Source organism: Tenacibaculum jejuense (assembly GCF_900198195.1).
GTDB classification, from domain to species: domain Bacteria; phylum Bacteroidota; class Bacteroidia; order Flavobacteriales; family Flavobacteriaceae; genus Polaribacter; species Polaribacter jejuensis.
Genome location: NZ_LT899436.1, coordinates 2,677,179 through 2,703,224 on the forward strand (window position 1 = coordinate 2,677,179; position 26,046 = coordinate 2,703,224).

At 30.6% G+C, this 26,046-nt stretch carries 27 protein-coding genes; 3 read left to right on the forward strand and 24 right to left on the reverse strand.

The genetic code is table 11. The features are described from left to right. Positions 1–3: 3 nt before the first annotated feature. Positions 4–3,057, reverse strand: a complete 3,054-nt coding sequence (locus AQ1685_RS11935; RefSeq protein ID WP_095072444.1) for a SusC/RagA family TonB-linked outer membrane protein — start codon at positions 3,055–3,057, stop codon at positions 4–6. 262 nt (positions 3,058–3,319) lie between these two features. Between AQ1685_RS11935 and AQ1685_RS11940 the strand changes: the two genes are divergently transcribed. Next, positions 3,320–3,919, forward strand: a complete 600-nt coding sequence (locus AQ1685_RS11940) for a TetR family transcriptional regulator (RefSeq protein ID WP_095072446.1) — start codon at positions 3,320–3,322, stop codon at positions 3,917–3,919. Here the strand turns inward: AQ1685_RS11940 and AQ1685_RS11945 are convergent. Together AQ1685_RS11945 and AQ1685_RS11950 are read right to left on the reverse strand one after the other, a co-directional pair. Further along, a complete protein-coding gene (locus AQ1685_RS11945) occupies positions 3,902–4,159 on the reverse strand; it encodes a CBU_0592 family membrane protein (protein ID WP_157730201.1) in 258 nt (85 codons plus the stop codon). The genes AQ1685_RS11940 and AQ1685_RS11945 overlap by 18 nt on opposite strands. 114 nt (positions 4,160–4,273) lie before the next feature. Further along, a complete protein-coding gene (locus AQ1685_RS11950) occupies positions 4,274–4,864 on the reverse strand; it encodes a hypothetical protein (RefSeq protein WP_157730202.1) in 591 nt (196 codons plus the stop codon). A 313-nt stretch (positions 4,865–5,177) separates the two neighbouring features. Here AQ1685_RS11950 and AQ1685_RS11955 point away from each other — a divergent pair, with 313 nt between their 5' ends. Together AQ1685_RS11955 and AQ1685_RS11960 are read left to right on the forward strand one after the other, a co-directional pair. Further along, on the forward strand, positions 5,178–6,659 hold the full coding sequence (locus tag AQ1685_RS11955) for a hypothetical protein (protein WP_157730203.1): 1,482 nt from the start codon (positions 5,178–5,180) through the stop codon (positions 6,657–6,659). Between the two features lie 11 nt (positions 6,660–6,670). Beyond that, positions 6,671–7,390, forward strand: coding sequence for a hypothetical protein (locus AQ1685_RS11960; protein WP_095072454.1), 720 nt, complete (start codon positions 6,671–6,673; stop codon positions 7,388–7,390). 120 nt (positions 7,391–7,510) lie between these two features. Here the strand turns inward: AQ1685_RS11960 and AQ1685_RS11965 are convergent, their stop codons facing one another. The 21 genes from AQ1685_RS11965 to AQ1685_RS12065 all read right to left on the reverse strand — a co-directional run bounded on the left by AQ1685_RS11965 (position 7,511) and on the right by AQ1685_RS12065 (position 26,038). Next, entirely contained in the window at positions 7,511–8,968 is a 1,458-nt protein-coding gene (locus tag AQ1685_RS11965) for a nicotinate phosphoribosyltransferase (RefSeq protein WP_095072456.1), read from the reverse strand. Continuing rightward, entirely contained in the window at positions 8,965–10,038 is a 1,074-nt protein-coding gene (locus AQ1685_RS11970; RefSeq protein WP_095072458.1) for an adenylosuccinate synthetase, read from the reverse strand. Before AQ1685_RS11970 ends, AQ1685_RS11965 begins: the two co-directional genes overlap by 4 nt. A 2-nt stretch (positions 10,039–10,040) precedes the next feature. Further along, positions 10,041–10,898, reverse strand: coding sequence for a hypothetical protein (locus AQ1685_RS11975; protein ID WP_095072460.1), 858 nt, complete (start codon positions 10,896–10,898; stop codon positions 10,041–10,043). Positions 10,899–10,900: 2 nt separating this feature from the next. Continuing rightward, positions 10,901–11,236, reverse strand: a complete 336-nt coding sequence (locus AQ1685_RS11980) for a hypothetical protein (RefSeq protein WP_095072462.1) — start codon at positions 11,234–11,236, stop codon at positions 10,901–10,903. A 166-nt stretch (positions 11,237–11,402) separates the two neighbouring features. Next, a complete protein-coding gene (locus AQ1685_RS11985) occupies positions 11,403–13,784 on the reverse strand; it encodes an alpha/beta hydrolase family protein (RefSeq protein WP_231970185.1) in 2,382 nt (793 codons plus the stop codon). 102 nt (positions 13,785–13,886) lie between these two features. Then, on the reverse strand, positions 13,887–14,438 hold the full coding sequence (locus AQ1685_RS11990) for an NADAR family protein (RefSeq protein ID WP_095072464.1): 552 nt from the start codon (positions 14,436–14,438) through the stop codon (positions 13,887–13,889). 12 nt (positions 14,439–14,450) lie between these two features. Further along, positions 14,451–14,993, reverse strand: coding sequence for a DUF6939 family protein (locus AQ1685_RS11995; protein WP_095072466.1), 543 nt, complete (start codon positions 14,991–14,993; stop codon positions 14,451–14,453). A gap of 306 nt (positions 14,994–15,299) precedes the next feature. Then, complete coding sequence (locus AQ1685_RS12000; protein ID WP_095072468.1) at positions 15,300–16,052, reverse strand: metallophosphoesterase family protein; 753 nt, start codon at positions 16,050–16,052, stop codon at positions 15,300–15,302. A gap of 1 nt (position 16,053) precedes the next feature. Next, the gene (locus AQ1685_RS12005; protein ID WP_095072470.1) at positions 16,054–16,866 is read right to left on the reverse strand and encodes an SIR2 family NAD-dependent protein deacylase; all 813 of its coding nucleotides are present in this window, start codon (positions 16,864–16,866) and stop codon (positions 16,054–16,056) included. A 12-nt stretch (positions 16,867–16,878) separates the two neighbouring features. Beyond that, on the reverse strand, positions 16,879–17,478 hold the full coding sequence (locus AQ1685_RS12010) for a macro domain-containing protein (protein WP_095075065.1): 600 nt from the start codon (positions 17,476–17,478) through the stop codon (positions 16,879–16,881). Positions 17,479–17,730: 252 nt separating this feature from the next. Next, complete coding sequence (locus AQ1685_RS12015; RefSeq protein ID WP_095072472.1) at positions 17,731–18,279, reverse strand: prolyl hydroxylase family protein; 549 nt, start codon at positions 18,277–18,279, stop codon at positions 17,731–17,733. Between the two features lie 7 nt (positions 18,280–18,286). Then, complete coding sequence (locus AQ1685_RS12020) at positions 18,287–18,832, reverse strand: RNA 2'-phosphotransferase (protein ID WP_095072474.1); 546 nt, start codon at positions 18,830–18,832, stop codon at positions 18,287–18,289. A 19-nt stretch (positions 18,833–18,851) separates the two neighbouring features. Then, complete coding sequence (locus AQ1685_RS12025; RefSeq protein ID WP_095072475.1) at positions 18,852–19,325, reverse strand: macro domain-containing protein; 474 nt, start codon at positions 19,323–19,325, stop codon at positions 18,852–18,854. 8 nt (positions 19,326–19,333) lie between these two features. Next, positions 19,334–20,200: an MBL fold metallo-hydrolase gene (locus AQ1685_RS12030; protein ID WP_095072476.1), complete on the reverse strand. Its 867-nt coding sequence runs from the start codon at positions 20,198–20,200 to the stop codon at positions 19,334–19,336. 222 nt (positions 20,201–20,422) lie between these two features. After that, positions 20,423–20,845, reverse strand: coding sequence for an ADP-ribosylation/crystallin J1 (locus AQ1685_RS12035; RefSeq protein WP_095072477.1), 423 nt, complete (start codon positions 20,843–20,845; stop codon positions 20,423–20,425). A 12-nt stretch (positions 20,846–20,857) separates the two neighbouring features. Then, positions 20,858–21,754 (reverse strand): ADP-ribosylglycohydrolase family protein, encoded by an 897-nt coding sequence (locus tag AQ1685_RS12040; protein WP_095072478.1) that lies wholly within the window; start codon positions 21,752–21,754, stop codon positions 20,858–20,860. After that, the gene (locus tag AQ1685_RS12045) at positions 21,751–22,716 is read right to left on the reverse strand and encodes an ADP-ribosylglycohydrolase family protein (protein WP_095072479.1); all 966 of its coding nucleotides are present in this window, start codon (positions 22,714–22,716) and stop codon (positions 21,751–21,753) included. The genes AQ1685_RS12040 and AQ1685_RS12045 overlap by 4 nt, the downstream gene beginning before the upstream one ends. Positions 22,717–22,823: 107 nt before the next feature. Continuing rightward, positions 22,824–23,645, reverse strand: a complete 822-nt coding sequence (locus tag AQ1685_RS12050; protein ID WP_095072481.1) for a TIGR02452 family protein — start codon at positions 23,643–23,645, stop codon at positions 22,824–22,826. A gap of 39 nt (positions 23,646–23,684) precedes the next feature. Next, entirely contained in the window at positions 23,685–24,320 is a 636-nt protein-coding gene (locus tag AQ1685_RS12055; protein ID WP_095072482.1) for a DUF4291 domain-containing protein, read from the reverse strand. A gap of 135 nt (positions 24,321–24,455) precedes the next feature. Beyond that, positions 24,456–25,283, reverse strand: a complete 828-nt coding sequence (gene prs, locus AQ1685_RS12060; protein WP_095072484.1) for a ribose-phosphate diphosphokinase — start codon at positions 25,281–25,283, stop codon at positions 24,456–24,458. Between the two features lie 65 nt (positions 25,284–25,348). After that, the gene (locus AQ1685_RS12065; protein WP_173862356.1) at positions 25,349–26,038 is read right to left on the reverse strand and encodes an NUDIX hydrolase; all 690 of its coding nucleotides are present in this window, start codon (positions 26,036–26,038) and stop codon (positions 25,349–25,351) included. Positions 26,039–26,046: the final 8 nt, after the last annotated feature.

Consider the following 26,046-nt stretch of genomic DNA (forward strand, 5'->3'; position numbering starts at 1 on the left):
TACTTATAATTTCATATTTACTTTAAAACCGTAACTTCTTGTTGATGGTAATTGCGTTACTTCAAAACCAGGTAATAATGTGCCTCCATTCAATCCTTGTGCTTCTGGATCAATGTTAGGCACACCTGTCCATAGAAAAAGATTAGATCCCACCAAACTAATTGATAGCCCTTGTAGTTTTAATTTTTCAACTACTGGTTGCGAGAATGTATATCCTAAACTTAATTGCCTTAATTTAACAAACGAAGCATCGAAAATATTTGCTTCAGCATTACTTCTAGGAATAGCATATGCCCAAGCTTCTGCAGTAACTTCTTGTGTATTTGGAACAAAACCTCCACTATCATCTCTTACTACTCCTTCACCTACAATTCCATCTCTCCAAGACAATGTATTTGCTAAAATTCCACTTTCTCTACCAATTGCATTTGTGTATGAATAGATCTCTCCTCCTTCTCTAATATCAAATTGTGCAGAAAGATTAAATCCTTTGTAGGTAAAACTTGTACCTAAACCTAACATCCAATCAGGATTATAATTCCCTACTTTTCTTCTATTTCCTGTTAATGGTAAACCATTTTCATAAATAATATCTCCATTATCATTTCTGATAAAACTATCTCCGTAAATATCTCCCATTTGTCCGCCTGGTCTAGCTTCAACAGTAACACCATCAGGACCTTGACCGATAATAAATGTATCTAAATTTGGAAGCAACGATACAACTTCACTCCTATTTTTAGTAAAATTTGCATTAATTGTCCAATTCATATTATCAGTTCTAACTGGAGTAATTCCTAATCCTAATTCTACACCAGAGTTTTTAATCTCTCCTGCATTTGCTACAATAGAATTGAACCCGTTTGCTCCAGAAATTCCAACATTTAAAATTTGATCTCTAGAAGTAGATGTATAGTATGTAGCGTCTAGTTTAACTCTATTTGATAAGAATACTCCTTCCAATCCAAACTCTGTAGAAATTGTTCTTTCTGGTTTCAAATTCGCATTTAATAATTGAGATGGATTGGTTAATGTTCCTCCTAAGGTTCCAAATTCATAAGCCGTAAATAAACTATAAGGATCTGTATCTTTTCCTACTTCAGCAACATTAAATCTTAATTTTAGAAAATCAATTACTTCTGGCAATTCAAAAGCGCTTGAAGGAATAAAAGATACAGAAGCTGCAGGATAGAAATACGAGTTATTATCTGATGGTAATGTTGAAGACCAATCGTTTCTTACTGAAAGATCTAAAAATAAATAATCTTTGTAACCTAAATTGGTAAACGCATATACACTGTTTATTCGCTTCTTAAACAAATTGCTTCTAATTACTGGTGTAACATTAATATTTTGTGCATTGTATAAGCCAGGAATTGAAAGACCATTTCCTTGTAAAAAACCTTCCTGTATTTGTTGATCGAATCTATTTGCTCCAACAGAAGTTGTTGTTGTGAAATTTTCACCAAAGTTTCTCTTATAAGTCAATAAAAAGTCAGCATTTATTTCAGAAAAGTCGATCTCTTGCTCTCTATACATTCCATTAGGGTTTCTAACAGCACCAATAGATCTTCTCGACCATCTAAAATCATTAGATTGATCTATACCTACTCTTCCTAATAAACTTAAATTATCATTAAAATCGTAAGTTAAACTTACATTTCCTACAAATCTATTTTTATCGAACGCATTAATATTTTCATTCGCAATAAACCATGGATTATCCCCCCAAGTAAATAGTCTTCTTTGCTCCTGATTCTCAACTCTCCAATAATCTTTCAATTCATTTAAATCTACATTAATATAGTTCCATAGTAATGCATACATAATTCCTTGGTTACCATACCCTGCTACTGTCAAATTATCCGATCCACGAGTAACATAGTTAGCCCTAACATTTGCGGTTAATTTTTCACTTAGTTTATAACCTGCATTAATTCTAAAACTATTCCCTCTTAAATTCGTATTAGGTACAATACCTTCATTATAAGTATTTCCATAACTAAAAAGAAAATCTCCTTTTTCATTTCCTCCACTTAAAGTGACTGTATTATCAAGATTTACACCTTGTTTAAAGAAATCATTTAAATCGTATCGATTTATAAAAGGCCTATTTACCACTTCTCCTAAAGATAATTCATGGGGAATAACAGCACCATTTAAAGCTGGTCCAAAATTAGTTCCGAAGTTAGAAGCATAAGCTCCTGCCCAACCTCCACCAAATTGCGTTTGCAATTCTGGTAATCGTAATGCACTACTGAACATTGAAGAAGATGAAATTTCTAAGCCAATTCCTTCATCATATTGACTTCCTTTTTTGGTAGTTATAACTACTACTCCATTTGCTGCACGTGAACCATATAAGGCTGAAGCTGCAGCTCCTTTCAAAATTGTTACTGATGCAAAATCATCTGCATTTAATTCTGATAAACCATTACCATAATCTGTCGGTAAATCTGCTTGATCTGTAGTGTTTCCCCCAACACCAAAAATTCTATTATTTACAGGTACTCCATCTAAAATGAATAATGGTTGATTACTATTAATATTTAATGAATTTTCTCCACGAATTACTACTCGTGCAGAACTTGCTACTCCATTATTAGCACCTGTAACTTGTAAACCTGCTACTTTACCAGCTAAAGCATTTAAGACATTTGGAGTTTTTACTTTTGTTAATTCATTTGCTTTAAGTTCTGTTGCAGCATAACCTAAAGCTCTTTTTTCTTTTTTTATTCCTAAAGAAGTAACTATTACTTCTTCTAATTGAGCATTATCTTCTTCTAATAAAACTTTTAGAAAACCTTGTCCATTATACACTAATTCCTGTGTTTTAAAACCAATAAAAGAAAACTGTAATATTTGTCCTTTATTAACCTTTAATGAAAATTTTCCATCAAAATCTGTTGATGTTCCTTTCGTAGTATTTTTTATCATAATTCCTACTCCAGGTAAAACTTCTCCTGTGTTGGCATCCAGTACGGTACCTTTTACAGTTTCTTGTGCATATAGTAATGCAACAAGAAATACTAATACAATTGTTAAACGTCCCTTCATTTTTATTGTGTTGATTTTAATTTTTCACCCAAATATTAATTGTGTGGTTTTTGTTTTTAGATTTATTCACTATGACATGAAATCATCCCCCTGTAAATATTTTTACGGTGATAAAATTATTGAATCAAAAAAATAGATTGAACGATCGTTCAATTAAAAAATAGTTACTATAGAGTTAAGAGCTATTGGCTAAATATGAACAGAATGTTAACCAAAAAATGATTAAATTATAATTATATATTTGCCAGCAACTAATGATAATATGGGTAGAAAAAACTTATCAGATCAACGAAAAAAAGAGATTGTAATAGCGTTTTATGAAGTATCTAAAAGTATTGGTTTAGAAAATGTATCTATAGCAAATCTTGCTAATCATATGGGAATTAGTAAAGGTTTAGTAATGCATTACTACGAAACTAAAGAACAAATTCTAGAAGATTTAAATACTTATATTTTAGAAGCTTACATAGATTTTATTAATAACAGTACACCCAATAAAATAGACTCTAAAGCATCATTAGAAAATTTTATACGTAAGATGTTTACTCGTGAATGGAGTGAATATGTAGATGATGGTGTTTTTTATAGTTTATATGCTATGTTATTTAGAAACAAAAATGTTAGTGAAAGTTTTAAAACATTTAGTAATATCTTACGTGAGGTTTTAAAATCAAAATTAAATAGTGCAAAATCGCATGGCGTAATAACCAATTCAAATATTGATGAATTAAATGAAATTATTTTTGCTATGATTGATGGAAGTTACTTTTATTTAAGTACCCAGGTTACAAATCATGAGATTTGTACAAAGCAATCTAATATTTATATTAATCACATTTTAAGCCTATTTCGTTTTTCGTAATTCTTTTCGTGTGTAAATTTTAATCACTGTTAATAAGGCTATTAATCCCCAAATACTATTTACTGTAATAGTAGGATGATCTTTAATTCCTATAGCATTTACCACCAAACACAAAGCTCCAATAAAATTTAACCAATGGTATAATGATTTCTTAGCACTTAAAACTTCAAGTCCTAATAATATATACGAAACAATAAAAATTAGAACACCTAGCCAGCCCATAATTGTAAAATAGTCCATATTTAAAATTTGCTACAAAAAAAAAAGAAAGTACCATACTGCACTTTCTCCTATAGATTATTAAAATGTTAAGATACGATTACTAGTTGTATCTAACCTAAAAATATATTTCATTTAGAAATTTACACTTCCGTTAAAATCACCTTCATAAACACTGTGTAAATTTACAACTGAATGAAAACCTCTTCCTCTAGGCTGTAATGATAAATTTCCATCTTCTAGTTCTAAATACTGTCCATTTAATAATACCTTTTCTATTCTATTGTTCTCACACATACAATCACCACCATAAACATGATAATTATAATCATTAGGTTTCTCAGTAATAATAAATAATTCTAAAATATCACCAGAGTTTAACTTGTAACTCACCACTTCAACTCCATTTTGCAAAGGCTCTAAACGAGCACCTACTACATTATATATTTGTCGACCTAAGGGTCCATTCTGATTTTGAATTTCACCATAACTATACCTTTCATTGTGACGACAACTATTACATTCATTACGGCGTTTTTTTATTCTCCTTGGCTGTCTTCTGGGAGCTGGCATAGGGTTTCTCGGCTGAGGAGTATCTATTATAACAACATCTGGAATAGGTAAATTTATATCTATTGAAATTCCTCCTCCAACTCGTACCTGACCAAAAACAGATAAAGAATTAATACTAAAAAAAAGGACTGTTAATGCTATTAGTTTTTTCATAATAGGTTGTTTTTTAGAGTTATTTGACATTTAAAAACAAACAACGTGCCAGAAAAATTTTATATATCAACAATCGATATTTCTTTTGGAAAATATTAATGACGTTTAGAAATTGTTGAAAATTAATTCCGCCTCTAGCTAATTTCTCTTAAACTATCGTCTAGTAATAATTTCCATCGATGTTCACTTCTATTAGTTCAGATTTTACTAGTCCTCCTCAAAAAAATAATCAACTAATTAATACCTATTAGTAGGTATTCATTTGCTTTTACAATTTGTTGAAATTGTCAAACAAATAATACTAAAATAGATGATGAAAACTCAAATTTATCTTTGCTTGATTCTTTTATTAAACTTTGATTCGTTACTGAGCCAAAATATCAATAAAGAAGAATACTCTAGAGCGTTATCATACTTTGCTACAGGAAATTCATTCAATAGTGTAGGAAACTACGCTGCTTTATCCACAGCAAATAATACTTTATCCGCATCATTTTATTTTCTTGATGATAATAGTGGAATGTATACTATTGATGTTCAAGCTGGTGCTTCTCAAGGAATAGCTACTCTTTTTGATCAAGGAGAATTAAATTCTAACGTTCAGCTTGGTTTTTCTTATCGATGGGCATTTGGGGAAAAATTTGTTGGCTATGATGCAGTGACAAGATCAAAACTACATAGGAAAATAGAAACTGCAGAAGAAGAATACATTTTAAAACAAATAGAACTCCTGAATACTATTGAAAATCCAAAATTAACCGCTAAAGAAAAAAAAGAATTAAAAGTATTCATTGATGGTACCAAAACCTTTCCTAAAGGAAGTATTGATATTGCTCTTAACAAGGAAAAATTAAAGAAGTTCAAAAAAATAAATGACTTATACATAAAGATTAGTAATGATTTAAATAACAATGATGGACTTGCTGCAATATTGAAAAGTAAAGGAGATGTAGATAATTATGTAGAAGCAGAGAAAATTAGAACTGCTTTAAAAGCTAAAAGAGATCAACTGATAAAACAAATTAAAGCTAATAATGCTAGTGACAAAAAAAACAGAAAAAAGAAAGCCATGTATGTAATCAATAACGAGAAATTAATTGATGAAATGAATATCAAAAAAAAAGCAGCAAAAAAGAGTTTAGATGCACTTAAACCACTAGCTGTCCATCTTAATTTTCTCTCTTTTGGTTATAAAGCTAGAAATAATAATTTTATTCGTTTTATTGAGAGTTCTGATAGTGCTAATCAATTGAAACCGATAAACTACATAGCTCATAACTTTAATGTTAGTTATAACTTCATTACCAATGTAAAAAACTTCGCAAATAACAATTTTAATGTTGCTACTTATAAGTATTTATCAATTGGTGCAAATTTGACTTATTCTGATAATCAATCAAGTCTTGAACAAGTCGAAGTAGTAGATACTAGGTTTGTTGATAGTGGAAATAGTCGTACGGTTACAAAAACTCAAAAAGCTTTTTTAGGAGATTATCAAGAAGATTTAGCTGGTGTTAATCTGTTTGTTGATTACTATTCTTTTTTTAGTAAAAACTCAAATTTTGCGGCAATCCACATTAATCCGACTATAGACTTTAAAGAAAATCAAAAACCTGTTGCTAATGTACAACTGGGACTCCTTATTCCATTCAGCAAAAAGAAAGATCAAAAATCTGTTGTGAATGTTGAAATTTTCTATCGATTTAAAGATGTATTTAATACAATGGATGCTAATAATACACTATTAAACAGAAGTATTGTTGGACTACAAACCTCGTTTCCTTTTAACTTTTAAACTTATCAATTATGCCTTACAAAGTAGTATGTAAAACGAATAATACCGAGACTAATTATGATGATTGTTTAGATGCAGCATTAGCGGTACAAAGACATAAAAAAAATGGTTGTGAAGCCTATGTTTTACCTATAAAACCTAGCACTTATGAAAGCTATCATGAATGCTTATATCAATCAGGAGCTTTTAGCAATAGTGTATTTAGGATTGATAGAAAAATAGAAACTATTGGGTTATCGCCTTCTAATCATGATGAATCTATCAATGAAAATGAAGAATTAGTAACTACAAAATCATTAAAAACCGATTTTGAAAGTCAAAAATCTAAGAGTCAATCTCCTCCCAAAAAAGACGCTCGAAATTTTTATTTTGAAAAATTAATAAAACTTGTTCCTGCTGAAATAATTGCGTTGTACTTGGCACTTCATCCATTAGCTTCATATAATGGACAGTTCGATGAGTCATGGAGTAGCGGAATTTCAATAGTTTGTTTTGTTCTTGTATTTGTTTCAAGAGTTTTTGGAACTAAAATAACAGGTTACAATACAATGAAATATCTTAAAACAGCACAATGGGGAGCTATAACTATTTCAGCTATATCTTTTGTCATTTGGGTGTATGCTATAGGAAATAAGTTCGCAGGTTTTCCAATTGAAGATGAACGTATTATACAAGCTGCTGTAATATTGTGGACATTCATAGTACCCATAGTATACAATGGAGAAAAATAATCTGATAACTTTATAAACTACAAAACCATTTTTTAGGTTTTTTTTACATCAAATCTTTCTAAAAAATGGTTTTACTAAAAGTTTAGTATTCTGAAATAAATCTAATTCATAACCTGTACACTATAAATTAGCTTTCAATCTATTTCTAATTGCTGATAGACTATCATCAATTAACAATTTTCCGTCTCTATATACTTCTCTGAGTTCGCCTTTTTGTTCTTCTTCCCAAGAAACTTGATCAACTAACTTGTACGTATCATTTTCTTTTTCAATTTTAATTAATCCTTTCGCTGATTTTTTAGTTCCATCATCAGTGATTGGATCTTTAAAAATCTCTCTTCCTTCTCCGTCAACTTCTCCATACGTTGCTTTCATAGCAAACCCGAAAGTATCTCTTGTATTATATTGATATGTAAAAGAACCGATTCCTAAAACAACATTAGTAGATGCAAATCCTTTTTGTTTTAATCGTTCACAAATTTGAGTTGCTCTAGCTAAAGTGATACTATCTCCATAAATAGCTCCGATGTGCGCATCTAATTCTTTATATCCTTTTTCATTTGTAACTCCACCAAAAATATCCCAAAGTAATTCTACTACTCCTTTTTGTTCAACTTCTGAAGTAGCGTTTGGATTTCCACAAATAATATCAACTGGATCTCCACTATCTGGACGAATCACTACTTTTCCATCTCTAGCTAGAACCTCTTCTTTTAAATTCGGAAGATATTCTGTTAACACTTTCCATAAATCCCAAGTATCAGAAACAATAGAAACAATTCCTTTAGGATACACTTCTGTAATTAATCGTTTAAAAGTTTCTTCTTCTCCACTATTCGTTCCCATACACATTACAGAGTGTTCAGTTGCTGCAACAGACCCTCCAATTAATTCTGTATCAGAATTTGCATTATAGTATTCTTCCAAGAAATCTACTGATGGAATCGTATCGGTTCCTGTAAAACTTAATAAGTGACCAGATGCAGATAAAACAGCTGCTTCTAATCCTGCCATACCACGCATAGAAAAATCGTGACCTTGCCAGTCTACAAATTCAGGAATTGAAGATGTTTCTAAAGCATATTTATCTAAAATCTTTCTGTATTGCTTCGCTATTGTTGCTGAATTACATGGCATCCAGATTGTTGTAGACAATAAGGTTTCGAAATAATTTGTTAACCAGAAAAACTCAGGTAATGTGTTATACATGGTAAACATTGGTACACGAATCGGTACTGAAACTCCTTCTGGTAAAGCTTTAATTACCATTGGTAAAAATCCTAAATCGTGTAATGCTTCAATATGTGCTATACCCACTTGATTTTCTCCTAAATAATTATTGATTCTTCTCGCATATCTTTTTGAAATTTCTTCTTTTGGTTGCTGAAAGAAATTCTTCGAAAAATCTTCAATAATATATTTTTTAATGAAGTATTGTAAACCAAAGAATACAACTTCATTTACACCTTCAATTCTACTTTTTCTTGGTGTCCAGTTAGAATATACTAAAGTAGTGTTATCAGGATATTGTCTTCTATGATCTACTTTGTATCCGTCTGTATATAATAAAGGATTCATATATTTATTTTTTTAATTGCTGTTGATTCTGCACCGTAAGAGCCATAAAATTCATCAAAATGTTCTTTTAATAACTCCCAATTTAATTCTGGTTGATATTGATCTAAACACGTCATTACTAAAGTTGATTTCTTTGATTTATTATAAATCTGATCGATATTTTTCGCTTGTAATAATAACGGTATGTTTAGTTTAGCTGTTCGTAAATGTTTCTGAAATTCGTTATAAACACAGGTTTCTTCTTCTGTATTTATTAATTCTAATTCTTCTTCATTTAGCATCCAACCATTTCCATGTCTTGTCGCATAAGATCTTGTGATATAATAGGTTTCTATATTTTCAATGTTTAACTTTTCACAAATCTCAATAGCATTTTTTGCTGTTGTATTTGCATAAGTGACATTAGGAAACGTACCATGATTCATATCTAATAATACTCCTTGACTACCTTCGAAAATAATGGTTTCATATGTATTTAAAAAAGAATAGTCTTTAATTTTTATATCTAAATCGGAAACACAATCTAAAAAATATGCTACTTCATTTGCTAATTCTGGAATATCAAATAATCCGTAATAGTTTGCAATACTGTTTAGTTTTTCTAAAAGCATAGATTTAGGACCGACCAAATCGATTGCATACAATTTATACGGACCTTCATTTCTCTTCATCGTTGCTCCTATTCCTTTACCGCAACTTCCGTGAGCTAAATTTTTACTGTTTTTCCTATTCGACCAAACATCAAAAGGAGTCGTTACTTTTGCCAATGGATGAACTGACAAAGTAACGTTGCCTTTCTTCTTTTTTAATTCTTGTAATTCTGTATGCAAAAAAGTAGGATGAATAGTACAGTGTTCACTAAAATAAGAAGGTAATCCGCGTAATGCTCCACTACAAAAGCTAGAGTGTACGTGTTTTCTGTCTCCAATTTTAACCGTGTGCGCTGCTTGTTGTCCGCCCGAAAAACGAACTACTATAGCTTCAGGATTTTTAGTACACAAAAAATCTGTTGTAATACCTTTTCCTTCGTCACCAAAACCTAATCCTATAACTATTTTTGCTTTTTTCATCTCTATAACATTTCTATATCATCAAAATTTACTCCTGAAATATCTGTTTTTCCACTTGCTGTTGGATAATTTTCACATACTACTTTTGTAATAACTTCAGGAATTGTTCTATAATCACTTACAGAAATACAATTGTCTCCTAATAATTGTTTCCAGCCTTTTTCTGCTTGAATAGCTCTTCCAGAATGATTTACACTGATATGGAATACATCATATTTCTTTTGAACTTCTTGAAACAGTTCCATTTCTGAAAATGTTTGTTGACCGCTTCCCATGATTTCTTGTATTGCTGAAGCTGGTAAATGTTTCAAATTAGGTTCGTCTCCAATCGTAAATAAAATTCCTTTTTGATTTCTCTTTTCAAAAGCATCTGTTCTTGTATGAAAAGCAGCGAAATACCATGATAATAAATAACTTTCACCTGCATTTCCACCTCCACCAGATTCGATATAAGTTCTCGTTAACCACATATCTAATTCTTCATCTCCAGATTCAAACTGACCAACTTGTAATGGATAACTATCACATTCATGATCTCCAATTCCTAAGAATAATAAAGCGACATCTTCTGCTCCATTTTGAATAATCCCTCCCATTAACTTAGGTAAACCTTCTTTGATTAAATCGTGTGGAATATGTCCCATACTTCCTGTAACATCTAACGCTAAGATTATTGGAAATGAATTTGGGTGTACTTCTGAATCTCTCGCTTCTCTGAAATCTACTCCATTAGGATTCATTGAATTGTGCGCACGTCTTTCTCTATTTTGCTTAAAGATTTCATTTATTGACTTACTTGCGTAACCTTCCTTTTGTGCTTTCAAAGCTCTTTTACTTAAATTGTATCTAGTTCCTCCCATAATTATATTTTTTTACCGAATAAGTATTCGTATCGTTTTTGTGCAATTTCTAATTGAATGTTTAAGTTTCTGATTTTTAAGGATAATTCTATGTCTTTTATCACAAAACTTTCCGGGTTAAAATCTGCAAACGTTAAACTGTTTTTATCTAATGGACTGATGTCTATCGCTCCTTCTTGTTCTCTAGTTAATCTTTTAATTTTTAACTCGATGTCTTCTACTCTTCTTCGATAGATTAGTTCTGCATCTTCTCCAATAGTTCTCGCTCTGTCTTCTCTAATTTGATCGTTATTCCTTCGTAAGGCATCAACAAATCTTGGTTTTAATTCTTCACTCATACTATTTATTTTATCACAAATGAATTAATTTGCGTAATTACAACACAAATATAATTTAAGAAAACGGATCTGCAAAATATTTTGCGTTATTTTTACACAATTAAATTTTTTCCATAAAAAAAAACCATCCTAATTAGATGGTTCTTTTAAATTGATTTGAAATAACTTATTTTTTATTCTTTACATATTTATCTAGCCATTGTTCTTGTTCCCATAAAAGATGTAATATTGATTCTTTCGCTCTGTAACCATGACTCTCTTTTGGTAACATTACTAATCTTGCAGTTGCTCCTAATCCTTTTAATGCATTGAAATATCGTTTACTCTGTAATGGATATGTTCCTGAGTTATTGTCAGCTTCACCATGAATTAATAGTAAAGGAGTTTTCATTTTATCTGCATGCATAAAAGGTGACATTTTATAATATACTTCTGGTGCATCCCAATAGCTACGCTCTTCACTTTGGAAACCAAAAGGAGTTAATGTTCTATTGTAAGCTCCACTTCTAGCTATTCCTGCAGCAAATAAATTTGAATGAGATAAAAGATTAGCTGTCATAAACGCTCCATAAGAATGTCCGCCAACAGCAACTTTGTTTCTATCAATATATCCTAATTTGTCAACAGCATCGATAGCAGCTTTTGCATTTCCTACAAGTTGCTTTCTAAACGAATCGTTTGGCTCTTCATCTCCTTCACCTACAATTGGGAAAGAAGCATCATCTAAAACAACATATCCTTTAGTTACCCAGTAAATAACTGATCCCCAATAAGGATAAGTAAAAGAATTTGCATTTGAAGTTGATTGACTTGCACTCTTTTTATTTTTAAATTCTCTTGGATAAGCCCAAAGTATCATTGGCTTTTTCTCTTTCTTATTTTTATCATAACCAACTGGCAAATACAATGTTCCTGAAAGCTCTAATCCATCTTCTCTTTTATATTTAATTACTTCTTTGTGAACATTTTGAAGACTCTTAAATGGGTTTTCAAAATTTGTAATTTGCTTTAATTTGTTATTCTTATTAATGTTTCGAATGTAGAAGTTAGGATAATCATTAGCAGATTCTATTCCAACTAAAAATTTACCTTTCTTTAAATCTAAAGCAGTGTAAATCTCTTCTTTTTTATCTTTATAAGCAGATTGATACACTCTTTTTGTCTTTTTATCTTTTAAAGATAGCTTGTCTATAAAAGGAAATTGACCTTCTTTCGTATAACCATCTCCATTAAGATACACTTTTCCTTTTTCAATATAAACTACGTTTCTTCCTAATTCATTTTTAACAGTTACAAAACTTCCTGGATCACTATATCTATCTTGATAATTATAGTCGAATAATATTTCTGGTTTTTTACTGTTATTCTCTGGATCGAATAAATACGTTTTTAAGTTTCTTGTATTCCACCAATATCCGTAGGCTAAAGCTTTATTTTTATCATTCGTCCATAAAATCCCACTAAATCTGTTAACTGTTTTTAAAATAGATCTAGGTGTTCCTGAAAATGGCGCTTTTAATTCAAAAACTTCATCTCTGTGAGATACTTCAACACTAGGATCTCCTCCATCTAAAGCTTCTGCCCATATTAAAGTAGCTCCTTCATCTGCTCTCCAACTAAAGCTTCTTTTTCCTTTAATTGTAGACATAAATCCTTTTGGACGGACCTCATCATTTTCAACTTTATTAATAGTTTTAAAGAATGTTCCATCACTTTTATAAATTTTTGTTTCGTGCGGAAAACGAGAATAAGGCACTAAGTACGAAAATGGTTTATCTAATTCTGTAGTCATTATATAAGAACCATCTGGAGAAAATGACATTCTCCAATACATAGCGGTTTTTGCCCACTTACTTCTTTGTCCTTTTAAGTCTACTTTATAAATATCTGATCTTACTAATTGTTCGAAATTATGTTCGTCATTAGGATTCTTTAATAAATCTTGATATGTTCTGTTTTGAGCTTTAACTCCTTCACTAACAGAAATTGTTGGTCCAGAAGGAACAGCAGTAGCTTGATTTATTAATTCTTTTTTATCGTTTGGTAAAACTTTTACTAATAATGCCTCATTATTTTTAAACCATAAAAAAGGACTTCCCATATTAGCATTTAAATTTGCTTCGGTAATTTTATGAACTGTTGCAGAAGCAACATCTAAAATCCAAAGTTCTACACCTGTACTAACTGTATTTGTAAATGCAATCTTTTTGTAGTTCGGAGACCAAGAAAAGTTTGCTAATCTTGGTGAAGTAGGTAAACCTTGAACTTCTTTGATAGTTTCGCTACTTGTTTTTTTAAGTTTAATATTATTAAAATATGTAGCTCTACTAGAAATATTTGTTTTAGGATTAATTCTAAGTCCTCCTAATCTCATTTCTTTTTCAGATAATTCTTCTATAGACTTATAACTATCTCTGTATAGAAAAACTAAGTTCTCTCCTTTATCATCTATTCGTATCGATGGAGCAAGAGGAACATCTACTAAATCTAAAATTTCTTTTGAAGGTTTTTGATATCCTAAGTTTTGTTGTGAAGTAATGCTTTGCATTCCGGAAAAAATAAGCGCAAAAGTAATAATTTTGAGAATTTTCATAGTTTAAATTAATAGGTTTTTGACTTTGCATATTACCTATTATTTTTTAAACAAATCCTAATTTTTTCTTAAATGGTCTCTAACTTCCATTAAAACAAAGCCTAACAAATTTAATCCTTTCCATCTGTTCGGATTTTCAATATTCTTGTAATCTGAAGCCAAACCAACTCCCCATACTTTATCATACGGACTAGCCTCTACCAAAATTCTATCTTTAGTGTTCATTAGAAATTCTTTTAATGCGTCGTTTTGAGAGAACTTTGCTAAATTCCCTTTGTAGACTATTAAGTATTTCTGATTATCCCAAACTAATGAATTGAATCCTTTAACTTTTCGTCCTAGTTGTTTCACATCATGCGGATGATTTGAGGATAAGATTTCTTCTAAAACCTCATCATCGTTAAACAATCTAGCTTTTTCTGCCATCATATAATGTTCAGCAGTTTTGTATGTAATTCCGTTAATCACAAAATCAGACTCCCACCATTGACTAAAGCATGATTTACTTATGCTTCCATCTTTACTGGGTTGATGTCCCCAGAAGAATATATATTTTAAATGTTCTCCTGTATTATATCTTTCTTGTATAGTTGTATTTGAATATTTCATAGCTTTTATATTCTATAATCTTCCTTCTATTTTCATTTTTATCAATCCAGCATGGGATAGAGGTTTTCTAGGGTTTTCAACATCTTCATTTGTTTCATAATCTAAAAGAACTAATGTTTTATTCTTCGATAATTCAGTTAATTCACTTAATTCATCTTTTAAAACATGATCTAAAACCCAATTATATATTGGCAAATAAATTTCCTTTCTTGCTGAAATATAATCTAACAATTCCTCTCCTTTCACTCCTTTTCTATGTCCTAAAGGCTTTCCAAATTTTCGAACTGTTCTTTTTAAACCTTTCATAGAAGTCACCTCAAACTTTGATTCATCTACATCATGTGTTTCAAAAACTTTTAATCCTTGCCATATTCCTTCTACAGAAGCAGAATATTTACCTTCAGAAAAAGGAATTGGAATATTTCCTACAGGATAAAACGGACTAAATTTCACCATTGGCATTTCTCCTTTTGAAGTTACATCAACGATAACTGCATCTGGAAAATCTTTTAGTATTTTTTCTACCTTTCTTCTTTTACTTTGAATAACAATCATGAGATTAGTTTAAATAGTTAATTATTCTTTTTTCCATTGATGAAAAAAGAATCAAAAAAATCTAGTCTTAAGAAAATTACACTCTAAAAATCTCATCCTCCACACTAAATAAAAAAGAACTCGCTACGCTTAAACAACTTTTTATTTTTTACGTGTCTTACGATGGATTTTTAGGCTTATTTTCTAATAACAGCTTATATTTATTATTAATTTAAAATATTATATTCTTCAATCTTATTTTGATGAGAACCTGAAATAAATTCAGGTTGACGTTTATTCTTAAATCAAATATTTAGAATAATAAACTTAAATCACTAAATAAGGCATTGAATTTCTACCTTTTTCTTTAGGATATAGTTTTCTAACCTCTTCACTTTGTATAAACTCTTTCGTGTCGATATTTAAGGCCGTTAAACGTCCTTTAAAAGCTGCGCCAGTATCTACATTCCAAACATTAGCTCCGTTCATTGGTTCGAATTGATTATATCTAGTTGTTGGTGTATGTCCGATATAAATCTCATGAAATAAAGTCAATCGTTTCGGATACAAAGGTGAATCTTTATCTAAAGTTTTATCTAAAGAAATTGCCGTTTCCCAAAGTGTTCGATCCCAATTAAAATTAGATTCATACACTTCTTTTTGCGGTCCGTGCATTGATGAAAATCCAGCATGAATAAACAATCGATTATCAGCATCAATATGAAATAACTTCATTTGTTCTATAAACTGTAAATGCTGTAGTTTATCGTATTCTGTATATCCTTCATAACTTTCAATTGTTTTTACACCTCCATGAAATAACCAAATGTCATTCGTTATTCCACTTCTTAACCAATTTTCACAATATTCATCGTGATTTCCTTTGATGAAAATACAATCGTGTTTTTCTCTTAATTTCATTAAATAATCGATAACCTGAGCAGATTCACTCCAACCATCTACATAATCTCCTAAAAAAATTAAGGTATCGTTTTGCTGTAACTCTAGTTTATCAATTAACTGACGTAAGCCTAATAAGCCTCCGTGTATATCTCCTATGGTAAATGTTCTTGGTTCCATTTTATAATGCTTCTTGAAATTGTGTTAAAAAATCTAGCGCTGTACCTCTAAACTTGTAAAACTGCTTTTTATCTCCGAAGTTTTCTGTAAAGTTGTTGTCTTCTAGATTTACGTCTATTACAGCTCCTCCGTATTTAATTGTTTGTTCCACTAATCTATTCGGTAAAGTAGTAGCGCCAGAACTACCTAAAATTATTAAAACTCCAGTATTTTTAGCTATTTTTAATGTTGTATGAAGTTTAAAATTTCGTTCATTATAAAACTCATCGAACCATAAAATATTCGGACGCGTATCTGTTCCACATTTTGGACACACTAATAATTTCTTTTCATCGTAACTTAAATCCTCATCTATAGCTTTTAGCGGAATCTCTTTAGGCATTTCATAAACATCTTTCGAACATTCATCTGCACAACGCATTTCTCTTAAATTACCATGTATTTCGTATACAGTTTTAGATCCTGCTCTTTGATGCAAGTTATCTATATTCTGTGTGATTAAATGAAAACGATCTTGTAAAGTGTTCTCTATTTCAACTAATTTAAAATGCGATGCATTCGGTTTAGCTTCTGCAAACATTTTCTTCCTAAAAAACGTGTATTGCCAAACTTCATCTGCATTCTTACTAAAATGTTCAAAAGTTCCAAACGATTCTGGTTTGTAATATTTCGTTCCTTTTATCCATATTCCATCAGTTCCTCGGTAGGTTGGAATTCCACTTGCTGATGATATTCCTGCTCCTGTTAGGAATGTGATGTTATTTCTATTATTTTTTGAATTTACTTTAGTTAGTATTTCTTTTAACTCTTTCATTTTATTTCTTTTTTAATAATCCCAGATCAATCCTTTTTCATTTAATCGATATTGGAATTTTTGTGTATCTCCAAAAGTTTTATAGTCTTTATAATTTCCTAAAACAACCTCATCGTATGCTAAAAACATTTGATTCGCAGCAATATCAAAAGGCATTCTTCCACAACCTGTACATAAACCTGGAACAGCAATGGTATGAATTTCTTCGTGTTTTTTTGCTGCTATTAGAATTGCTTTCATTGCTAAATAAGCGTTCACCGAAGTTGCGATATTAAAACTCATAGGAACTCGCATTGTTGGAGCAGATATCAAATACGGGATTTTTTCATTCTCCGTTGGAATTATCATTGACTGCCCTACCAATAATTCTCTTTCATCTAAAAGAGCTATTCGTTTTTGTAATTCATCTTGAATATGCCAACCTAAAGTTTCTGATAAATGAATATCTAAACCTCCATCCATAAAACCGAAAGAATTTGCTGGACTAACAATAGCATCGCAAGCAACCTTAACGATATCTTCTTCAATAATTTCAACATCTTCATATTCTGCAAAGTAAGATTCCCAAGCTTTTCCTAATTCTGGTTCCTTATATACTAGTTTTATTTTCATGCTTTTATAAATTATTATTCTTTTTTCCATTGATAAAAAAAGAATCAAAAAAATCTAGTCTTAAGATCATATCACTCTAAAAATAATATCCTCGATACTAAATGAAAAGAATTGTTCATTACTATGTGTTTTTATGTTAATGAATTCACGAATCTCACGATTTCGCTATCGCTCAAACAGCTTTTCATTCTTAACATATCTTACGGTAGATTTTTAGGTGTATTCTCTTTATGAAACTTCTCATAATAACTTTTAAACTCTTCTATACATTACATCTGTTCTTAACACATACTTTACTCCTGAAATTAATTCTTTTCCTTCATGTCGTAGTCGATGTCTAAAAACTAAAGCAGTTCCTTTCTTTGGTTTTACTGTACCAATATTTCTAAAAGCTGTTTCCCCTCCTTCAAAATCATCATTCAAATAAATTAGAAAAGAATATAAACTTTGCTCTTCTAAATTCCTTCTGTAACTTCCATCAATGTGCATTTTAAAGCGTTGACCTTTGGTGTATTTATATACTCGAAACATTTCATTTAAGCCAATTCCTTCGTAAAATCCAACTTGCTTCGGAATAAAATCTTGTAATCGATTCCAAAAATCTTTTCCTAAACTTTCATCAAAAAACAAATAACGATCGTTATTACGAACTCCTTTATTCATTACCTGATTTCCATCTACAGAAATTTTTGCTTCTTCAAATTCAACTGTCTGATATTTTAGTAAATACTCAAAACACTCTTCTTCTGAAAGGAAGTTTTCTATTAAAAATATTTCGTCGTGTACATTAATTTTTTTCATAGCCGTTTTATTTGTCTATAAACTTTGCTGGCACATGATCAGTTAACCATACTCCGTTTTTAGATTGGTAAAATTTGTATCCTGCTACATGCATAGCTCCTGAGCGAACAGTTAAAATCGTAGGAACTCCTCTTCTACTTCCAACTTTTGTTGCTGTTTCTATATCTTGACTTAGATGCACATGTTGTCGGCTCATTTTTTGCAATCCTTTTTCTCTTATCGATTGCATAAACTTTGGTACCGTTCCGTGATATAAATATTCTGGTGGTTGAATAGCTTCTAATTTTAAATCAATCGTTTTTAAAGAATGACCTTGATTGGCTCTAATCTTTGTTTGATCTTCATTAAAACTAAATCGCTTTTTATCGTTTGTTGCAACTACTTCTTCTAGTTTTTCTATTGAAAAGTGCTTTCCTTTTCTTTTCGATTTCTGAATCAATTCAGCTACATCTGCCCAACCATTTTCATCTAATTTCAATCCGATTAAATCTGGTTGATGTCTTAGTAATAGACTAAGAAACTTACTTATACTTTTTATCTCTCTTTCGTTCATTTTGTTTTGTTTTTAATCATTACTCAAAATCGTACACTGTAGTTTTTATATGATTCTTAAGTAAACTTTGTTCTAAAATTAGTTCAATATTTTCCCACTTTCCTCCTGCTAATCCACATCCTATTCTTGGCATATGTACAGAAGCATTTAATTCTTTAGCTTTTTGAACTACACTTTGCATTCCTTCTGCAATGGCTTCATAACGAATAGGAATATTTTGTTTTCCTCTTCTTTTAATATCATGTTGTCCTATTAAATTGGCAATCCATAAATTTTCTTCTACTTGTACAAATTGAACCGCTCCTAATACAAATCCGTCTTTCGATTTATACCAATTTCTAAAATTTATTTCTGGTGATTTCCATCGTCTTGAAATCGCAACTACAAACCCTTTTCCCCAGCCTCCAATATCATTACAAACATGTACAATGATCTTATTACCAATCCCTAGAGGCTTTGTAGCATCACCTTTTACATAAGCTATATTTCCCATATTATTAATTAATTCAAAGGTTTTTGATTTAAAATATCTCTTTGTGATCGACCTAAAGGAACTCTAAATACTGGTATTTTAATATTATAGTATGTAATGAGTTCTTTAATCGTTTGATCAATCTGTTGCATATCATATCGTAATGAAAAATGACCTAAAATCAATTTTTCAATATTGATCTGACTCACCATTTCCAACACTTCTTCTAAAGAACTGTGTTTATTTTTATCATTCCCTTTTGCTAATTCTTCTTTCTTTAAAAATGTAGCTTCATGAATTAACACTCCGCAATTATCATATTTTGAATAATCATACACTGGTGTATCTCCTGAATATACTAGAACTGAATTTTTAATCTTCTCTTTGATAAAATCTTCTCCTTTATCTTGTTTTATGGCGATAATCTCTTTTGAAGATAAATTTGTAAACTCTTGCTTCAATTTATGCTTTGTTTCAAATACTTGAAAGGACAAACTTTTCAATTGATCTTTCACATCTATATGTTGATTTTCGAAACATAAAACTTCGATTCCAGATTTTATCTGAATAACTTGCTCGTCTTCTAAACTATTCCATGTTGTTCCTGATGTATGTGGATCAAATTGACTAGTGAAATTTTCTATAAATGGAAACGATCCAGAATCTTTCGGATAATAAATATTTGGTTTACGGTGTGCAAACAATTGATTATACTGAAAAATTCCACCCAAATGATCTCTATCTGCATGTGAGATAAAAATATTTTTTATTTTCCCACACTTTCCTAATAAATTAGATGTTAATCCGTCACCAGCATCAAATAACAATCCAAGTTCTTCAATAAAATACCATGTTGAAAATAATGCTGTTGAATATCCATGTATGGTTAGTTTCATTTTTATTTTTTTATTCTTAATTGATATAAGATTTACTTTGTTTCTCTATTCTTTGTCTTGATACAAAGAATCAAAAATCAAGACGGATGATAAAAAGCTAAGAAAATACTACGGTATCTCCAGCCACAGATGAAAAGAACTCGCTATCGCTCAAACAGCTTTTCATCTTTTCTTCCAACACTGTTACCTTGATTTTTAAACTTTTTATCAATGTCCTCTATATTAACAATAAACTTTCTCAACAGTTTTCATAATTTCATTTACAAGTAGACTTTCACTAGTTTTATAATCTTTACCGATATAAACTTTAAGTGTTTTAATTTCTCCTTGTATTGCTTCATTAAGACTTTCCAATTGATCTGCTGGAACCCATAATTCGTTATGAATTTTCCCTCCTACATTTTCGATTGGATATTTTTTAAATTCTTCTTCAGAAATTTCAAAAGCTGTTACAAACCCTAAATAGTTACCAAAAGGATCTGTAGTATTCCATTTACTTGCTATTTCTGAGGCGTATTCTTCATTTAAAACAGGATAAAAAATAGGTTGCCACTCCAACCTTGGTGGAAATTTTTCAAATCCACTTTCAGCTATTAATAACATTTCTTTTTCTCCTACTGGTCTATATAACTTTATCTTTTTCATTTCTAAAATTCTTTATTTATAAAAAATACTCTCGTTCCATTTTTCTACATCATTTTCCCATTGTTTTGGAACGCTACTTTCTTTAGAACACATAATATTAATTCCTCCTACTATTGCACAAGTTGTATCTCTATCTCCTAACGCAGAGACTGTATTCCAAAGCGATTCTTCAAAATCTCCTAGATAGTGATATACATTCCATAATGCAATTGGAACAGTATCTTGAGCCAACATTTTTGTTCCATTTCCTAAAGCAGTTACTATAGTTCGTATATCGTACGATTTAGGTAAATGCTTAATCTTTTTGATTTTATATTTTAAATCACTTTCTGGTGTAAAATCAATAATTGTATCTAACCAAACTTCTTTATTTAACTCGTTACTTATTGTACATAAAGCTGTTACAATTGCTACGCTTATTGCTCCTGCTATAGCTTCGTTATTATAATGTGTTATCTCTGATGAAAGTTTTGCTTGTTCTGCAACCTTATTTAAGTCATCATAAAAATATGCACCAATTAACGCAACTCGCATTGCACTTCCATTTCCCATCGACCCAGTACCATTAAAACTTGATTTTGATATTTCTAACCAATTTTTATTTGTATCAATCTCTAAAAGTTTTCTATGCATTGAAGGTCCGTAACCTCTATGCCTATCTTTCAAAAAGTTTTGAGCGAACTGATTTGCAACAAAATCTTGATTCATTTCTCCATACAGTTCTAAAGATTTTAACAAAGGAATCGCCATAATTGTATCATCTGTATATCTCCATTCTGTCTCTGGAATGAATCTATTTTCTAAAGCAGATTCTACAATTGCTCTTTCTCTAAAAAAACTATCACCAAAAGCATCTCCAATTGCAATACCTGTTAGTGATTTTTTTGCTAAATCTATTCTATTTTTCATTTTTCTAAACTTTTTGAAAATCGATGTGATAAATCGATTATTTCTTCTCTTTTTACTAAATCATGTAACCAATCCTTTGGTATACATTCTTCTTCATAATATAATCCTGCTAAGGCACCGGTAACACAAGCAGTAGTATCAGTATCTTCTCCTAAATTCACAGCTTTTAAAACTGCTTCAGCATAAGAATCTGTAGTTAAAAAACTCCACAAACTTGCTTCTAAAGTATTTAATACATAACCCGATCCACTAATCTGTTTTTCTTCCAGTTTATATACAGGTTCAATTGTATAATCACCTATTGGATTTTCTAATATTCTATGAAACTTATTGATTTCACTTTCAGAACAAATCGCGTTTTCATTTAAGAATTTATTCACTATGTGTTGCATATTTCCGTAAGCTTCAAATTTTTCCAATCCTCTTAATAAACCTATCATAAACTCCACATAAATGAAACAACTCAGCACAGAACGTATATGTCCATGTGTGATTGAAGAAACTTCTTTCACTTTTTGAAATCGTTCTTCAATTGACATATCTTTTACATAAAATGCTAACGGACTAATTCTCATTAAAGATCCATTTCCATTATCAAACTCTCCAGTTCCACCAGCTAATGTTGCTGGCGTTCCTTTTGCGAAAGCATTTATTGCTGTATTTGTTGCAATTCCTATATCGAAAACTTGTCCGTGTGCCGTCCAATAATTATCTCCATACCAACGCACAAAATTTGTTGCTATAGATTTTGTGTCATAACCTTTACATAAACTTTCCGCCAAACAAAATGTTAAAGAACTATCATCACTCCAAGTTCCTTTAGGTTGGTTATGAGAACCAAACGCTCTCATTGTTTTTACTGGATTTTGCTGTAATTCAAATCTTGTTTTAAACTCCACAGGAACTCCCAAAGCATCTCCTACTGCTAATCCTAAAAATGTTTGTTCTATTTTCTTTTTCATTTTGTTGGTTTTAAATTTCTGTAAAATGATAATTCATTCATTTATGATGAGAACCTGAAATACTGAAATAAATTCAGCACAAGTAAGTTCAGGTTGACGAACATCATTTAATCAAACTCTTTTTGAAATGCTTCTATAAACTTTTCATTTTTTGAGTAAATCGCAAAGACTACTCTTTTAAATTGATTTTTAAACTTATTGTCAAAATGCGATTTAAACAACTTTGCTATATCATTAGGATCATTCTGAAAAACTCCACATCCCCAAGCACCTAAAATCAAAGTATTATACTTCTTTTCGGCACATAAACTCAATAGTTTTTCAATCCTTGTATTCATTATTTCATTAACCTTGTCAACTAAATGTAGTTCTTTACGTTTAACCACACCATAATTAACAGCCGCTGAAGTTACAAATCCACATACTGAATAATCAGCTACCAATTCTCCTCTTCTATCTCTAAAAACTGGCACATTTGGACTATGAATCATTGCATCAGTGTATATACAAGATTTCATACTTCTATGTGTATCATAAAAATCGAAAGCACTCATTTGACTTCCATACAATGCTGATGAAACTGCTAAACTTTCTTCTTGTGCTAAAGCTCCATTTAAAAACCCTCCTCCAGGATTCTTTGCTGAAGCAAAATTTAAACACATCACTTTTCCTTCTTCTTGATTTATTCTATGAATAGCGCTAACAGAATCTTCATGTGTTACTTCAAATACAGTATTTTGATTATTTTCTAATTTTAAATTTCTTTTTACATCATCTAAATCTTCTGATAAATACAATTCAGTATTATCGATACAATGATCTATTTCTTCTTTAAGATCTATTTTTTCACCTAAAGGCATTGTGTAATATCCCTTTTCTATGATTTCAATAGTCTGTTCTGCTTTTAGTTTTCGTGTTGACTTTTTCATCTTCTTTCCTATTTACTCTTTTCGCCTTAGATTTTAAATCTAACCTATCTTCAAAAACCGATTCACTTCTTCATTAAAACTCAAATATGGTTTTTCTTCTGGAAGCTCTAAGACATCTAAATTTTTGTTTAACACAAACTGATATTGTTGATTCACATATGCTGATATGTCTTCTATTTCAATAATATTTTCTTTACCAAATTTTACTATTTCTTCGTTTCTGATTCCTAATTGAATCGCTCTACGTTCTAGTTTTGCTCCATACGGATCATGATCTGGATCCCATTGTAATCGAATGTTTGAATTTTGAACTTCTTGTTTCCAAGCTTCTTTACTTTCATACAAACGTGATTGATAACTCGAATACACTGCTTGACTTAAATAGCGTTCAAAAGCTGTTCTCTTTAAATGAATTGCTAAAACAACTTCTTGACCTTCTTTTGTTCCCCAACCATTTCTATACATCATCCATAGAAAGTTTGGTTTAATCCAAGTCATTCTTGTATACTTGAACGGACCTCCAAAAAACTGATTTCTCACAGCAAAATTCCCAATCGCTGGTCTGTATGACTGATATACAATTACTTTCTCTTCATCGTATTGCGCCATGATATGGTGACCTGACTCTGGCCATTCATTCAATTGTTCTTTATAATTTTTTAATTTCAGTTTCATTTTTAATTTATTTTTCTCACTTCGAGTGAAATTATTTGTAATACAATGACAAATAATTTTTTATCGAGAAGTTTTCATCTCTTAAATAGTTCTCGATACAATCCCGATAAATCGGAATTACTCGAACTGACATTATTACATAAGCGTTTCTAATTTTATCTGCTGAACGTCTTCAACATCTTTAAAACTATCTGTTGTAAACACTTTTGTAAACTTTTCTCTTAAATGTTCTATCCCTTTACTAAAAATTCCGTGACTTACAGCTAAATATAAATCACCTGCATTTTTCTTTTTCAATTCATCTGCTAATCCCATAAAAGTTCCTCCTCCATCACAAATATCATCAACAATTAAGCAATTTTCCCCACCAAGATCTTCTTCATAAACTTTAAAACCTTCTAGTTTTCCGTTAGTTACATTTCTCTTTTTTGAACATTCTACCACAGCAACTCCCCCTAAATATTCCGACACTTTATATATCTTTTTCAAAGCTCCTCCGTCAGGAGAAATTAATAACACTTCAGATCCGATTTTTTCAATTACTTTTTCAATGAACTTATAATTTGTTACTACTTTACAATCGTTTAAAACTGCTGGTGTAACTTCAGAATGTGGATCAAAAACAGTAATTTCATTTAAATTCAAACTATTTAACAAATCAGCGTACACTTTTACTGTTAACGGCTCTCCTGATATCATAACCCTATCTTGTCTTGCTCCTGGAAAATACGGTATAAAAAGATCGATCATTTTTACTCCACATCTTTTAATAGCATCAACTGCACACAGTAACAATCCCATATCGTTAAAAGAAGTAACTCTAGTTGTTATCGTTACTTTTTCAACATTAGTTAAATCGGACGATATTTTAATGTGAGGTTCTCCTCCTGAAAAAGTGAACGATTTAAATGTTACTTGGTTCTCCCCTAATGGTTGAAATGTTGAATCTAAATTGAAAATCATTTTTGTGTTATTTTTACGCAAAACTAAAACATAAAAACAAACTGACAAAATAATTTGTGTAAAATTTACACTATCTTAATCTCAAAGTGGAATCCTTCTTGTACTAATTGATCGTATTTCTTTTTATTAAACTTGAAGAGTTTTGCAGGTCTACCGCTACCTTGCTGATGAATTTTATCGGTTTCTTCTACAATTTCAAAACTCAATATTTTTTTTCTGAAGTTTCTACGATCAATCTTATGTTCTAGAATTGTAGTATATAAGTTTTCTAAATCTGAAAATGGAAATTCTTTGTTTAACAAATCAAAACCTATAGGCTGATATTGTAGTTTAGCTTTTAAACGATCTTTAGCCATACTTAAAATCGTGTGATGATCGAAAGCTAATTCTGGTAATTTATCTAAAGAAAACCATTGTACATCATTAGCATCTGTATCTGCTTTAATAGTGAAGTGATTAGGACGTACTAATCCAAAATATGTAATAGATACCACTCTATTTCTAGGATCTCTACCAAGTTTCCCAAAAGAATACAGTTGTTCTAAATAATCGAATTTAACTCCGGTTTCTTCTTTTAATTCTCGTTTTACAGCATCTTCTAAAGATTCATCATCCATAACCAATCCACCTGGTAATGCCCAAGAATCTTTAAAAGGTGCTACTCCTCTTTTTATTAATAAAACCGAAATTTTTTTGGCTTCGTATCCGAAAACAACTGCATCTACAGCTACCTTAATATTTTGAATTGCTGGCATAGGTTTGT